We start from the raw sequence: 14337 nt of genomic DNA, 5'->3' as shown, positions 1-14337 counted from the left end.
GGATCAGGAACGGTCGTCGGCCCATTGCAGCAGGTGGAGGAGGTGGTCTTCAGGGGTGGTTTGATGGGGGGGGATTTGATGCCGGCATATCAAATCCACCGTCAACGCATCGCTCCCGGCGGCCCGGGCCATTTCCGCGCCCCAGGCCGGGTGCTGCCGCCGCACCGCAAACCCGCGTCGCCACCCCTCCGGTGCGCCGGCTCCCCATCGCCGCGCCAGTGACGGCCACACTGTTTCCACCAGCACGGGCAGCATCCGATCCCAGGCCCTCAGGCGTACGCGCGCCTTGCCCACATCATGCAGCAGCGCCGCCGCCAGCAGCGGGCGCGATGTGTGCCCGGCAGCCAGTAACGTCTGGTAAACGAGATAAGCGTGCTGCTGATCGCGCGGTCCGTACCGGTCAAAGAGCCGCAGCTCCGCCACGGAAAGCACGCCGCCAATTTCCTGGCGCGCTTCTGGCGGCAGCGGCGCTTTCACGGTAACGTCCTGCCATATCTGCCACAGGCGGTAGCGAAGGCGCATGAGTAGCAAGGCGTCAGAAACCGATGAGTAGCTGGGTGATGGCAATTGCCGGGCCACCAATGAGGAAGGAGATAAAGTCGGGAATAACAGGCAGGAAATTGGGCAGGAAGATGAGGGCGAGGAGGATCAGGGGGCCGTATTGTTCCAGGGGGCGGAGTCGGTAGGCCATTTCCGCCGGCAAAACCCCGGCCAACACCTTCGAGCCATCCAGCGGAGCCAGTGGGATCAGGTTAAATAGCGCCAGGATCACATTTATCCACACAAACTCAAATAAAATCACGCCCACCGTCAGTTGCGAATTCCCGAATGTCATGGGCATCAATCCCAGCCGCAAGGGAATGGCCGCCAGCGAAGCCATCACCATATTGGAAAAGGGGCCGGCAATCGCCACAATCGCCATTGACGAACGTGGGTTGCCGCGTAAATTCATGGGATTCACGGGGACGGGTTTGGCCCAGCCAAAGCCGGCAATCAACAGCAAAATTGTACCCATGGGGTCCAGGTGAACCAGCGGGTTGAGGCTAACGCGACCCATACGACGCGCCGTCGAATCCCCCAGCCAATCCGCCGTCAGCGCATGCGCCAGTTCGTGAATCGTAAACGCCACAACCAGGACAATTAACCTGGCAATCAAAACGGGAATAGATAAACCTAGCATGAGCGCCCTCGAAAACAGATGTGAGTGGAGAGTGGCTAGAAGCCGCCTGATGGTCCGCAAACAGGCATAGTGACCGAAGTATACCTGAAAACAGACACGATATGAAAAGCTATCCGTCCACGCGGCGGAATCCACCATCACGCGGCCACGGATTTGGGCGTCGCCCGTCACGAAAGCGCGTACGGATGTATTTCGTATGCGGTACGGGCGTGTCCAGAGCCATGCGCTATCGTATAATTCTCCCCCTATGTCTACACAACACATTCCTTCCGTTCAACCAGGCGACATTGTTAAGCTGCGTAAACCACACCCGTGCGGCGGCTATCTCTGGCTGGTGACGCGCATTGGCGCGGACATTGGCTTGCAGTGCCAGACGTGTCAGCGCCGCGTTTTGCTGACGCGCGCCGAGTTCCGCAAGCGGCTAAAACAGATCGTTAAGCGATCTGACGACACGGCATGATCACCTGGCTCAGTTTATTGTACCTGGCGGCCCTGATCGGGATGGCCGTTTATGGGTTGTTGGGGTTGGTGACGCTGCTCTTTTATTGGCGCTACCGCCATAAGGCTTATCCCGCCCCGGCGGTAGCAGATGACCATCTGCCCTCCGTGACCGTGCAGCTTCCTATTTACAATGAGCGGCTGGTGCTGCCGCGCTTGCTGGACGCGGTGGCGCAGCTCGATTATCCGCGCAACCGCCTGCAAATTCAGGTAATTGATGATTCCACCGACGAGACGGCGGGGCTGGCCGATGATCTGGTGCGGCGGTTTCAGGCGGAAGGGGTGAACATGGAGTGGGTGCGGCGCGAGAATCGGGCGGGTTATAAGGCGGGGGCGCTGGCGGCGGCGTTGCCGCGGGCCAGCGGCGCGTTCCTGGCGATTTTCGATGCGGATTTTCAACCGCCGCCGGATTTTCTGCGCCGCACGGTGCCCCATTTCCTGGACGATGCCCGGCTGGGGGCGGTGCAGGCGCGTTGGGGACACCTGAATGATGATGCTTCGCCACTGACGGCGGCGCAGGCGATTGCCATGGATAAGCATTTTATCATTGAGCAAACGGTGCGCCATCGTGCCGACCTGTTCCCGAAATTTAACGGTACGGCGGGGGTGTGGCGGCGAAGCTGTCTGGAGTCGTGTGGGGGGTGGGAACCGGATACGGTGTGCGAGGACCTTTGCTTGAGTACGCGGGCGGTGCTGCAGGGGTGGAAGTTCCTTTTTTTGCCGGATGTGGTTGCGCCCGCGGAATTGCCGGCAAGTATCAATGCCTACAAGAGTCAACAAGCGCGCTGGGCGAAAGGTTCGACACAGTGCCTCCTGAAATACTGGCGTCTGATTGTCACCTGCAAGGACCAGACCGTTGCCGCCCGCCTTTATGCGCTGTTGTCCATGTCGGCTTACAGCACGCATCTCTTGCTGCTCACTCTGTTGCTGTTGCTGGTTCCGCTGGTAGCGTTGGATTTTCGCTTTTCCTCCCACTGGTTTTGGATTGGGATTGCCGGCATTGGTCAGCCACTGCTGTTCATTATGAGTCAGGAGATACTTTACACGGATTGGCCGCGGCGGTTGCGTCACTTTCCGACAATGATGCTGTTGGCCATGGGGCTGGCTGCGAGCAACTGCCGCGCCATCCTGCAAGCCTTGCTGCGGCGCGGTGGGCCGTTTGTGCGCACGCCGAAGGGGGATGCGCTCAACCCGCGGCTGCGGTATCGCCTGCCGGCTGATTGGATCGTGGTGGTGGAGCTGGGGCTGGCGGTTTATGCCGGCATCGGCCTCATCCTGGCGCTGCGTTATGCAAACTATGGACCGCTGTTGTTCCTGACGACATGCGGGCTGGGTTTTGGTGGCGTGGCCATAGGGACACTGTGGGAGCAAAGGAGGGACGAGGGATGAGGTATGAGGTATGAGGGATAAGGGATGAGGGATGAGGGGCGGGGGGGAGGAAAGGGGGGGAGCGAGAAAGTTTATGATGATGTGAATAAAATTGATATTGGTATCAATTTTATTAAATTGGTGTATTGACATGGTTTGAGGGATGTTGTATTATTTTGATATGCCCTTAAGATAATTGATTTTGTGTGTAATAAGTTTTGGGACGCGCGTTTTGGCTGTCCCCTGATTTTGGACAAAGTAATTGGTATGAATCCTGTCATTGGTCATTGCCCTATCTGTGGCGAAAATCTGGAAGTAACGCGGCTGCATTGCCGGCATTGCGACACCACGCTCGAAGGCCACTTTTCCCTGGGGAGACTGTTCCAGCTCTCCACGGAACAGTTGCAATTCGTGGAACTCTTCATTCGCAACGAAGGGAAAATTAACCGCGTCGGCCAGGACCTCGGCCTCTCCTACCCCGCCGTGCGTGCCCGCCTCACGGACATCATCTACGCCCTCGGGTACGAACTGGAAGAGTCAGAACCAACCAACATCTCCGAAGACGAGCGCCAGCATATCCTGCGGCGCATATCGGCCGGCGAAATCAGCCCGGAAGAAGGCATTCGCATGTTGCGCGGCGAAGCCTGAATCGGACACCTGCTTTCGCAGCCAGGGAAAACACCTCATGATCGAATCAGCCCCTGCTCCCAAAATTCACCTCATCAAACCCCTGCTCCTGTTTGTGGTCATTGGAGCCATCATCTTCTACGGCATCATAGCCCTCAATTCGCAGAACCTGCTTTGGTTCCAATCCAAAGCCCTGAACGCACGCCCCAGCCGTATCCTGATCGTCAACTACGGCCAGGAGACGTTCGTCCAGCCCGGGAGTCCCAGCTACCAGGCCCTGGCGGATGCTATTGAATCGTCATTGAGCAAAGTGACCAGCACCGACCTGATCAGCATCGGCCTTTCACCACAGACACTGACGGATTACGAAAACAATGCCCTGGTGCTGCAACTGTACTACGACAAACCCATTACGTTTCAGACGTTGGCCCGCGCGGGTCGGCCCAACCAGATATTGATCCCCATTGCGGGACGACATGCCGGCAACGGGTACTTCTTTCGCGGCGTCGATGGAGAATGGTGGTACGGGGCCATGCGCATGGGCGACCCCTCCCTCATTTACCAGGCGTTGCAGCAAGCAGGCTATACCGTACCACAGCCCGCGGGGTAATCATTATCATTCCCCCTCCAAACAACCACCAACTGACAACCACTTACCTGTAAGGAGACCCGTCATGAGTAATGGACAAGCGAAACAAGAGATTTTGGAACTGGTTGCTGCCGGCAAAATCACTGCCCAGGAAGCCGCGGACATGCTCAGTCGGCTGGCCGCCGCACCACCACCACCGCCGCCGCCGCCCATGCCCGAACCACCCTCTGAACCGGCGTTCAAGGCAGAAATTGAAAGCGAAGGAGAAGAGATTGTCGTGGAAGAAGAGGAAGCAGCCGCCACCCCCACGGCCAAAGCGGACGCGCCCGGCCCCTCCTGGTTCCGCGTGCGCGTCAGCGACCTGAACACCGGCAAACGCCGCGTCAGCGTCAACATCCCCCTCCGCTTCGTCAAATTTGGCTTCAAACTGGGCGCGGGCTTCGTCCCAGAAATGCGCGCCCTGGATTGGGACGAACTGAACAGCCTCCTGCAAAAGAACAACGGCGGCGTGCTGGTAGACGTGGAGAACGAGGAGGGCGGCGAACACATCGTCGTGATGGTCGACTAGACCAGCCCCCCTGCCCGGTCGATTTTCGGGCCGTGCAGCACGAACGCAACCCATCGCACCATTTTGGCGCGCCATTTTGCGGTGATGACCGCAGCGGAGGATAGTATGAACAAAAAGCAATATGACACGGGAAGCGCCCCCACCATCACCGTCAGCGAATGCCTGGGCGACCTCGTCGTGAAAGGGTGGTCGGACAACGTCCTCTACATTCAGGGCGATCCCTACGAAGTCACCGAATCGGAAAAAGGGTACGGCATCAGTTGTCGCGGCAGCCTCAGCCTGCGCGTGCCCGTGGGCGCCAACCTCTTCCTGGAGCAGGTTCGTGGCGATTTGATTGTGAAAAACGTCGAAGGAGACGTCAACGCCAGGGAAGTCAACGGCTCCATGATCGTGAAGATCGCCCACAGCGTGACGATTGAGAACGTCTACGGCAGTTTCACCGGCAGAAATATCGACGGCCTCCTCACCGCCGACAAGGTCATGCACTCCCTCAGCCTGCGCAATGTCGCTTCCATGGAGATCGACACCGTGCACGGCGACTTCTCCGCCCGCTACGTCGAAGGCTCCGTGCAAGTGAACCACGTTATGGGAGACGCCAGCCTGAACACCGTAAACGGCAACGTGATGATTGAGCGGTGCGCCGGCGATGCCAACCTGCGCAACCTGGGCGGCGCCACCCGCCTGGACCAGATCGGCGGCGACCTGCGTCTGACAGGCAGCCTGTCGCCAGGAAAGCACGTTTTGCGCACCGGTGGTAATATCCTGCTACGCTGGCCGCCAGATGCGCCGCTCGACCTCACGGCCACGGCCTCTTCCATCGTGCGCCGCATGGAGTTTGACAGCGCCACGGAGGAAAAAGGGCGGCTGATGGCCCGCCTGGGCGACGGCGAAACGAACGTGGTCCTGGAAGCGGGCGGCGAGATCGTCATCAAGCCCCTGTATGAGTCGCGCGGCGAGTGGGATAGCGGGGATGTGGACGATTTCGACGTGGACATTTCCTTGACGATGGAAGGTCTGGGTGAAATGCTCAGCACGCAATTGGATTCACGCTTACAGGAAATGTCAACGCGGTTGCGGACGCAGTTTGGGCCGGAGTTTTCCACGAAGATGGCGCAGAAGGCCGAGAAGGCAGTAGAACGGGCGTTGAAGCGCGTGGAGCGCGCCCAGGAACGGGCGCGACGACAGTATGCGCCACCTCCGCCCCCCCCGCCGAAACCATCCAGGACACGCAAAACCTCCACGGAAGAGCAGCTTAAGGTGTTGCAAATGTTGGAGAAGGGGCTTATTTCCGTGGAAGAGGCAACGACGCTGCTGGAAGCGTTGAGTGAATAGCAACGGGATGGTTTAATTCCCACCTGATGGGACTTGTCTGAAAAGAATAAGGGCGCGTTATGGAAGGCCAGGTCATTGTTCAGAACCTGAGCAAGACGTATGTTTCAAAGCAGCGACGGGGTTTGTTTAAGTCGGAACGGAAGGAAGTGCCGGCATTACAAGACGTATCCCTGGAGATCAAACCCGGTGAAGTATTCGGCCTGCTCGGTCCGAACGGTGCCGGCAAAACCACCCTCATCAAATGCCTCACCACGCTCCTTCTCCCCAGTGGTGGCGCGGCATGGATCAATGGTTACCAACTCACCCGTGACGACAACGCCATTCGCGCCAGCGTCGGTTGTATGCTCATGGGTGAGCGGGGCCTTTACTGGAAGCTCACCGGGCGCGAAAACCTGATCTTCTTTGGCGCGCTCTATCATCTCTCCCCAAACCAGCGAAAGAAACGCGCCGACGACATCATCGAACGGCTGAGTTTGGGCGAGTACGCCGACCGCGCCGTGGAAACCTACTCCTCGGGACAAAAGATGAAACTCGCCTTTGGCAAGGCGCTGATCAACGACGCCCCCATTCTCGTGCTAGACGAACCCACCAACACCCTGGACGTGCCCTCGGCGCGGGAACTGCGAGCGACCGTGCGCGCCCTCAACCAGGAAGGCAAAACCATCATCTACACGACGCACATCATGGCGGAAGCGGAGACGCTCTGCCATCGGGTGGCGATCATTGATCATGGCCGGGTGATTGCGTTGGGAGATGTGCCGGCATTAAAGCAATCCTTGCAGCGCGACAACATCATCCGTCTTGAGGGCGTCATCTCCAACGAAGCGATGCGCGCCGTGCGCCAACTGCCGGGCATCAACCACGTAGCCCTGGCCGCCGCCAATGGGCACACGCAAATGACGGTCGTGGCCGCCAATCAAGCCGTGATTCTACCCCGCCTGGTGGAAACGCTTGGTTCCCATGGCGCGGTGCTGCAAAAAATCACGCCCGAAGAAGTCACCCTGGAAGACGTGTTCATCGCCCACACAGGCCGCACCCTGGCCGACGACACGCGCAAAAAGTAGAACCGCATTCACCAACATTTACCATCCCGACCGCGCCACGTGCTGAACGGATGCGGTGCGCCAGAACAGTTTCCCTTGTCCCCAAGTAACTGCCAGGCCCGATTGGACCAATTCTCCCTGGTGAGATTAGCCCAATCTCCAGAGAGCGTTAGTGGCTGTCCGCAATTAAGTTAGGGGAAATGTGCGGACAGCTTGTCAGTAACCATCCGTAAAAAGCGTGAAGTTATTTTCGGACGGTTACTTAGTAGTTACGTCCACAATAGTCGATAAGAGGACAACCTCATGACACAACCAGACCCTTCCGTTCGTCCGAGCGGTATGAGAAGCTTCATGGTGATGTGGGTGGGCCAGTTCGTCTCCCTCATTGGCAGCGCCATGACGGGGTTCGCCATTCCCATCTACATTTTTGGCCAGACCGAGCGCGTACGCGAATTGGCCCTGCTAGGACTCGCCTTCATGCTGCCCCTGATCCTGGTCAGCCCAACTGCCGGCGCGTTGGTGGACCGCTCCAACCGCAAATTCATGATGATGATCAGCGATCTGGCCGCGGGCATGACCACCGTAGCCGTGCTGATATTGGTCTCCCTGGGGCGGTTGGAAATCTGGCACCTGTACATCACCAACGCCATTAACGGCACATTCCAGGCTTTCCAGTGGCCCGCCTACTCCGCCGCCATCAGCATGATGGTCCCCAAGGAGCAGTACGGGCGGGCCAGCGGCCTGATGGGATTGGCGGAAAATGGCTCCGGCATCTTCGCCCCGCTGCTGGCGGGCGCGCTGTTGGCCGTCATCAAACTGCAAGGCATCCTCCTTATCGACATCCTCACGTTTATTTTTGCCGTGGGGACGCTGCTGTTCATTCACGTACCGCAGCCGCCGCGCACCGTCGAGGGGCAGGAAGGCCAGGGCAGTTTGCTGCGCGAATCCGCCTATGGTTTCCAGTATATTCTGAAGCGACCCAGCCTGTTGGGGTTGCAGTTGATCTTCCTCTTTGGCAACTTCGTGGCTTCGCTGGCCTTTACGACGCTGGCCGCGATGATTTTGTATCGCACCAACCAGGATGCCCGGATTTACGGGCTGGTGTCGTCGGCGGGGGCGGCGGGCGGCGTCGTGGGCGGCTTGATCATGAGCGCGTGGGGCGGCCCCAAGCGGCGCGTGCATGGGGTGTTGTTCGGCTGGTTCCTCAGCGGTCTGGTGGGCATGACATTGTTAGGATTGGGTCAGGCCTGGCCAGTGTGGGCGGTGGCGCTGTTCCTGGGCGCGCTGCTGATTCCCATCATCAATGGGTCAAATCAGGCCATCTGGCAGTCAAAGGTGGCGCCTGACGTACAGGGACGGGTCTTCTCCGTGCGCCGCCTGATTGCCTGGGCCACGAATCCGCTGGCGCAGTTGGCGGCGATTCCCCTGGCGGACGCAATCCTGGAGCCGGCGATGCGCGAGGGGGGCAGCCTGGCAAACACGTTTGGTTGGCTGGTGGGCACGGGGCCGGGCGCGGGCACGGCGTTAATCTTCGTCTTTGGTGGCCTGATTGCCGCGGCCATTGGTCTGTCGGGGTATCTGGTGCCGGCAATTCGGAACGCGGAAAGCATTTTGCCGGACCATGACCAACTGGAGCGGGTGGCGCCGGCAGCGGTGGCGGCGGCGGAGTGATGGGGACGATGAAACGCAATGGGGCGCGTCTGGAAACGGTGCGATACACGATGTCGGCGGTGTGGGCGGAGACGTGGCTGCGCCTGGTGAATATGTCGCGCTATCCGGGACAGGTGGCGATGCAGATTATTGTGCCGATTGTGTTCGCGGCGATGCCTATGTTGATGGGACGGGCGGCGGCGGGAGAAAATGCCGGCACAAACTTCGCCGCCAACACCGGAACCACCAACTACGTCGCCTTCCTCCTCATTGGCTCCAACATCTTCTCCATCGTCTCCAGCGCCTTCTGGCACATCGCCAACTGGGTCCGCTTCGAACAAGAAACCGGCACACTGGAAGCCGTCTACCTCACCCCCACCCGTAGCATCGCCCTCGCCTCCGGCGTCGCCATCTACAGCGCCATTCGCGGCGTCGGCTCCGGGCTGGTCGCCTACATCATCGGCTGCCTCATCTTCCGCGTCAACCCATTCCAGGGAGACGTCTTCATCGCCCTGCTGTTCATCTTCGTGGGCCTGATCCCCCTCTACGGCTTCACCCTCCTGTTTGGGGCGCTGGTGCTGCGCGTCAAGGAATCCAACGCCCTCATCGGCCTGATGCAGTGGGTCGTCAGCTTCCTCATGGGCGTCTTCTACCCCGTGACCGTGCTGCCACCGTTTTTGCGGCTGGCGGCGCAGCTTTTCCCCCCCACCTGGATGGTCAACGGCGTGCGGTCTTCTCTGCTGGGCGTGGGCTTCTTCTTGCAGACGTGGTACCTGGATTTTGCCGTCCTGTGGGCATTTCTGCTGTTCACCCCCCTGTTTGGAGCCTGGGTTTTTGGCCGCGTGGAGTCCGGGCTGCGGCGCAACGAAGGCATCGGCACATTTTGAGGGCGCATCCGATCATGGAATTGAGATTGGCGGACACGCCCTAAGGGGCAAGGGCAGAAAGCGATGACGATGACAGGGCAACGGATGGGGTCATCACCCCGCTCAGGGAGCAGCGGAAAGACGCGAGGCAGCACTTTTGTGGCCATGGTGCGCAAAGAGTTCACCATCATGCTACGCTATCCGGTGGAGTTTGTGGCCAGTTTTGGGCAGATTTTCCTGATCATTGCCGTGCTGACGGTTGCCGGGGCCATGTTTTCACCGAATGGATTGGAGAACCGGGGCGCGACGGCGTCGCAGACGTCCGGGCTGGTGGTGTATGGGTTCGTGTTGTTTATGTATTTGAGCGACACGTTGTGGGCCATTGGCTACAACGTGCGGCGGGAGCAGAAACAGGGAACGCTGGAGCAGCTTTATCTCAGTCCGGCTTCGAAGCTGGCCAGCCTTTCGGCGCGGGTGACAATTACGCTATTCTGGACGGGATTGCTGTCGGTGTGCGCGGGGTTGTTGATGCAGGCGATGATTGGACGGCTGCCGTTTCACAATCCGCTGTTGGGGCTGTATGTGTTGGCGATGGCGCTGCTGGGGACGTTTGGCACGGGGTTTGCTTTTGCCGCCTGGACGCTGCGGATCAAGGACACGGCGGAGACGCTGGCGAATCTGTTTCAGTTTGTGTTTATTGTGCTGTGCGCGCCGTTTTTTCCGTTTGCGGCGCTGCCGGCATTTTTGCAACCCATTGTGCGCCTCATTCCTCTCTCCTATGGCGTGGATGCGTTTCGCGCCACGATGATGGGGTTCCCCGCCGGGTATCCCGAACTGGCTCCGTTCGGCGTGGAGTTGGTGATTGTGACGGTGTTTGGGATGGGAATGCCGGCATTCGGCTTCTGGCTCTACCAGCGGGCGGAAGACCGCGCGCGGCGTACCGGCAGCTTGTCGGAATATTGATTTGGGGTAACATGTTGCATCTAATTTTGCCGCGAGAATCTTACCCGGACATGATTACCATCCTGCCTTCGCGCCAAAATGCCGGCAGGCACGGCGTGCGTCCCATCAATCTTCGTCAAGATACGCGCCAGATTCTGCAGTTGCTGGACCTGACCTTCTCCGCCGAACTGGACACGGAGAACCGCCGCGCCCTGCAGCGCAGTCTGACGATGGTCAGCCAACCCTGGTACCAGCCACTCGTGCCCGCGCCGGGCACGGCCATGCCCGGTTTCGTCTGGGAAGAAGCCGGACAAGTCGTGGGCAACGTTTCCATGATGGAAACGCGGCAGCCGGGACGCTTCATCATCGCCAACGTCGCCGTTCATCCCGATTGGCGGCGGCGCGGCATCGCCGCGGAGATGATGCAGGCCGCCCTCGACTATTTGCGGAATCGGCGCGCCCACGTTGTCGTCCTCCAGGTAAAGCAACACAACGCCCCCGCCAGAAACCTCTACCTCCGCCTCGGCTTTGCGGAAATAGGCGCCATCACCGGTTGGATGGCGGCATCTTCCCACATTCGCCCGCTGCCTCTCTACAGTGGCGGCCCCACCATCCGCGCCCTGCGTCGCCGCGAATGGCGCGCGGCCTACACGCTAGACGCCGCCAGTATGCCCGCCGACCTCCACTGGCCCGATCCACTGGCCGCCGATGCCTATAAAACAGGCTTTTGGCCCAGCTTGCGCGGCTTTTTCAATGGGCGTCAGGGCGAATACTGGGTTACCAGCAACAGCGAGGATCGGCTGACCGGTCTGGCCTCAATTATCAGCGAGTGGCAGCGCCCACACCTGCTTACCATTCGCGTCCACCCCGATAGCCGCGGCCAGTTGGAGCGACATCTACTGGCGAAACTGCTGCGCCGCCTGGACTATCTACCACAGCGGCGGGTACGTCTAGATCATCCGGCGGAAGATGCCCTGATGAATCAGATGTTACAAGAGGCGCATTTTCAACCGCAGCGTACGTTGATCGTCATGCGGCTCGATCTATGAAAAGATGAACGCCCGCGGGCGCCGGCTGGCGGGTGTGAAGGAATGACTTGTCTGTAAGGAGCGCGAGCAATGGCTACGACGCAAGAGCGATTACAAATACTCAAGATGATTGAGCAGGGCAAGATCACGGCCAGCGAGGGAAGCGCGCTGCTGCGTGCCCTGGATCAGACGGAAAAGGGCCGCCCTGCCGAACCGTTGAAAGGAGCGAGCGCGCCGCGCTGGTTCCGCGTGCGCGTGACGGATCTGAAGTCGGGGCGCAATAAGGTGAATATGAACATCCCGTTGGGATTGGTGAACATCGGCATTAAGATGGGGGCGCGGTTTGTGCCTGATCTGGAGGGCGTCAATTACGAGCAGATTCGTGAGGCCATTGAGTCGGGGCGCAGCGGCAAGGTGTTTGACTACGTAGATAACGACGCAGGCGAAGAGATCGAAATCTTCATGGAGTAGGCGCTATGGCGTGTACAAGACAATCGCCCACCACAGGCGGGAGCCAATGGATGGGCGATTGTTTCCCCGAGGTAATCCCCAACGTGCGTGATGTACAAGAATGGCGGTGGCGCGGACACGCATGAGATGCGCGTTGTGCCACGTAGTGTGTCGAAGGTCAGTAGGACACCAATGTGGTGTCCTTTAACTGACCTACGGCATACCCCTCCGAAGGTGATACGCGTGTTCCGAAGAACATGACGGGAAGGACAACTGCCTGTGTTTGGCGACTGAAGACGCTTCAGGCCGTTGTTTCATTCCAGGTGTGTGCTGGCCTGGCAGCCATTCACGCAATCCAGAAATTGACTACACAATTCCGCGGCCTGTTCGGCGATGAGATACGTCTGTGAAAAATGCGCCTGGGCGGGGTCTTCCGCCGGCAGCAAATCACGCGCCTGCGACATTTCAGTAACCAGACAGCGCAACAACGTATCTAATTCCGCGGCCACACTACCAGCCAACAGCCCGATGTTTTCATATCGCCGGGCCTGCTGCCGGGCGATCTCATGCTGTTTCCTGATGATGAAATCTTCGATAGTGGGAGACCAATCAGCAGAATTTGTCATTCGCGTTACTTCGTGCGGGTATTGTGTAAGGTGCATAACCTGAATTGCCTGTGAGCATGGCAGGACCATTGACCAGGGAAGAAGTCCCACATGGTCATGACAGCATGATAGCACGGGCGTTTATGAAGCGTACTATAATCGCCTATAATGCGCCTATAATGAGGTTGTAATGAAATGCCGGGAGCTACAAGGGTCTCTAGTGACTGAACACGGGGGTTGGGGGAGTGGCGGCTTTGGCCGGCCCACATATGGCGGTTTGACCCGGCTAAAGCCGCGACTCCGGCCACCATGAGTAGGTGTCGGGGTCAACCTGGGGGCAGGCGGTCAAGGCGCTGCTGAAGGGAAGCGATAAGCTGTGAGAAGGGGGATTCATGGGTGTAGGGGGTCAGTCGGTCAAGTGTTTGTTGGGATAAATGCCGGCATATATCCCAATCCCCCTGCATCTCATACAACTCCGCCAGATTATCTTGCGCATTTCCCCAACCGGCCAGATTCCCCAACAGATCAAACGCCGCCGCCGACTGTTCCAACATCCTCCGCCCCGTCTCCCATTCCCCCATATCCCGATACACCATCCCCAGATTGTTCAGGAGAAGGGGCATCATCTCTGACTCTTGCGTCTGTGATGTCAGGCTGAGCGCCTCCTGCCACGTCTTTTCCGCCACGTCAAACATCTGCTGCTTGTAGGCAATCACTCCCAGATTGTTTTTCAACCTGATCAGATCCGCCAAAGCTGCCGCGTGCGTAAAAACCGCCATAATCTCCCCCGACACCTCCTGCGCCTGCTCCCACAACCCCATATTCGCCCAGCAGGCAACCACATTGCACATCGCCCGCGCCTCGGCTAACGAGTTTGCCGCCTCCTTGTACGCCACGCGCGCGATTTGCGCCGCCTGCGCGCCCTGTTCCCACTGCCGCAATTGGATGTGAATCTGGCTCTTGGTCATATGCAGGTGCGCAATCACACGTTGATTGGACGTGGTTTGCGCCAGTGGCGCAATTTCCGCGCACAGCGTCTGGGCCTCAGCCACATTTCCCTGCGCCTCGTACAGGCTTGCCAGTTTCGCCACCGTGCCCGCGTAGGCTGGTTGGTCGTCAACCTGCTGAAACAAGGTCAGCGCCTGCCGATACGCCGCCGCCGCCTCGTCCAGTGCATTCCGATGGCGGCGCAGATCGCCTAACTGCTCGCACAGCGTCGCTTCCTTTTCCGGCGACCCTGCTTGTTGACTCCACGCCAAAGCATCCGTCAGATATTTATCCCAGCGTCCCCAATCCGCGTAGCCAAAGATGACGGGAAACAACAATTGGATAAAATCATAGGCGACATGAAAGTGAGCAGGCTCCAACAACAGCCCTTCCAGACTGTGCAGAAGGTTGTCGTATTCGGCGATAACCTTTGCGCGCATGTCATCGCTGGCCTTTAATGTCTCTATCCAGTGCAAAGCATTGGCGAGCCGTATCTGTCGCTGTCGTTCTCGCCATTTGTTCATGTCACTCATCGCGCTTTGCCTCGTGCCCACCCTTTTGGAACAACTTTGTTCGCTGTCAAAGGCCAAAATTCACTACAACC

16 protein-coding genes are annotated in these 14337 nt (G+C 59.0%); 12 read left to right on the top strand and 4 right to left on the bottom strand.

Going from position 1 to position 14337, the window contains the following annotated elements:
* Positions 1 to 3: 3 nt before the first annotated feature.
* Both H6650_20965 and H6650_20960 read right to left on the bottom strand, forming a co-directional pair.
* On the bottom strand, positions 4 to 522 hold the full coding sequence (locus tag H6650_20965; GenBank protein MCB8954482.1) for an HD domain-containing protein: 519 nt from the start codon (positions 520 to 522) through the stop codon (positions 4 to 6).
* Between the two features lie 13 nt (positions 523 to 535).
* A complete protein-coding gene (locus H6650_20960) occupies positions 536 to 1180 on the bottom strand; it encodes a site-2 protease family protein (protein ID MCB8954481.1) in 645 nt (214 codons plus the stop codon).
* A gap of 247 nt (positions 1181 to 1427) precedes the next feature.
* Between H6650_20960 and H6650_20955 the strand changes: the two genes are divergently transcribed.
* The 12 genes from H6650_20955 to H6650_20900 all read left to right on the top strand — a co-directional run bounded on the left by H6650_20955 (position 1428) and on the right by H6650_20900 (position 12162).
* Complete coding sequence (locus H6650_20955; GenBank protein ID MCB8954480.1) at positions 1428 to 1640, top strand: DUF951 domain-containing protein; 213 nt, start codon at positions 1428 to 1430, stop codon at positions 1638 to 1640.
* Positions 1637 to 3067 (top strand): glycosyltransferase, encoded by a 1431-nt coding sequence (locus H6650_20950; GenBank protein ID MCB8954479.1) that lies wholly within the window; start codon positions 1637 to 1639, stop codon positions 3065 to 3067. The genes H6650_20955 and H6650_20950 overlap by 4 nt, the downstream gene beginning before the upstream one ends.
* Positions 3068 to 3313: 246 nt before the next feature.
* On the top strand, positions 3314 to 3694 hold the full coding sequence (locus tag H6650_20945) for a DUF2089 domain-containing protein (GenBank protein MCB8954478.1): 381 nt from the start codon (positions 3314 to 3316) through the stop codon (positions 3692 to 3694).
* A gap of 37 nt (positions 3695 to 3731) precedes the next feature.
* Positions 3732 to 4283 (top strand): hypothetical protein, encoded by a 552-nt coding sequence (locus H6650_20940; protein MCB8954477.1) that lies wholly within the window; start codon positions 3732 to 3734, stop codon positions 4281 to 4283.
* A 64-nt stretch (positions 4284 to 4347) separates the two neighbouring features.
* Complete coding sequence (locus H6650_20935) at positions 4348 to 4830, top strand: hypothetical protein (protein MCB8954476.1); 483 nt, start codon at positions 4348 to 4350, stop codon at positions 4828 to 4830.
* Between the two features lie 105 nt (positions 4831 to 4935).
* Positions 4936 to 6162, top strand: coding sequence for a hypothetical protein (locus tag H6650_20930; protein ID MCB8954475.1), 1227 nt, complete (start codon positions 4936 to 4938; stop codon positions 6160 to 6162).
* A gap of 122 nt (positions 6163 to 6284) precedes the next feature.
* Complete coding sequence (locus tag H6650_20925; GenBank protein MCB8954474.1) at positions 6285 to 7226, top strand: ABC transporter ATP-binding protein; 942 nt, start codon at positions 6285 to 6287, stop codon at positions 7224 to 7226.
* Between the two features lie 318 nt (positions 7227 to 7544).
* Positions 7545 to 8876: an MFS transporter gene (locus tag H6650_20920; protein MCB8954473.1), complete on the top strand. Its 1332-nt coding sequence runs from the start codon at positions 7545 to 7547 to the stop codon at positions 8874 to 8876.
* Between the two features lie 8 nt (positions 8877 to 8884).
* Positions 8885 to 9742 (top strand): ABC transporter permease, encoded by an 858-nt coding sequence (locus H6650_20915; GenBank protein ID MCB8954472.1) that lies wholly within the window; start codon positions 8885 to 8887, stop codon positions 9740 to 9742.
* A 168-nt stretch (positions 9743 to 9910) separates the two neighbouring features.
* The gene (locus tag H6650_20910) at positions 9911 to 10684 is read left to right on the top strand and encodes an ABC transporter permease (protein MCB8954471.1); all 774 of its coding nucleotides are present in this window, start codon (positions 9911 to 9913) and stop codon (positions 10682 to 10684) included.
* A gap of 11 nt (positions 10685 to 10695) precedes the next feature.
* Positions 10696 to 11712 (top strand): GNAT family N-acetyltransferase, encoded by a 1017-nt coding sequence (locus H6650_20905; protein ID MCB8954470.1) that lies wholly within the window; start codon positions 10696 to 10698, stop codon positions 11710 to 11712.
* Between the two features lie 69 nt (positions 11713 to 11781).
* Positions 11782 to 12162, top strand: a complete 381-nt coding sequence (locus H6650_20900; protein MCB8954469.1) for a hypothetical protein — start codon at positions 11782 to 11784, stop codon at positions 12160 to 12162.
* Between the two features lie 293 nt (positions 12163 to 12455).
* On the opposite strand, the gene H6650_20895 is transcribed toward H6650_20900, so the two are convergent.
* Positions 12456 to 12767: a hypothetical protein gene (locus tag H6650_20895; protein ID MCB8954468.1), complete on the bottom strand. Its 312-nt coding sequence runs from the start codon at positions 12765 to 12767 to the stop codon at positions 12456 to 12458.
* Between the two features lie 305 nt (positions 12768 to 13072).
* Positions 13073 to 14266 (bottom strand): tetratricopeptide repeat protein, encoded by a 1194-nt coding sequence (locus tag H6650_20890; GenBank protein ID MCB8954467.1) that lies wholly within the window; start codon positions 14264 to 14266, stop codon positions 13073 to 13075.
* Positions 14267 to 14337: the final 71 nt, after the last annotated feature.

The organism is Ardenticatenales bacterium (assembly GCA_020634515.1).
GTDB lineage: Bacteria > Chloroflexota > Anaerolineae > Promineifilales > Promineifilaceae > JAGVTM01.
This window is presented reverse-complemented; position numbering and strand designations above follow the sequence as displayed.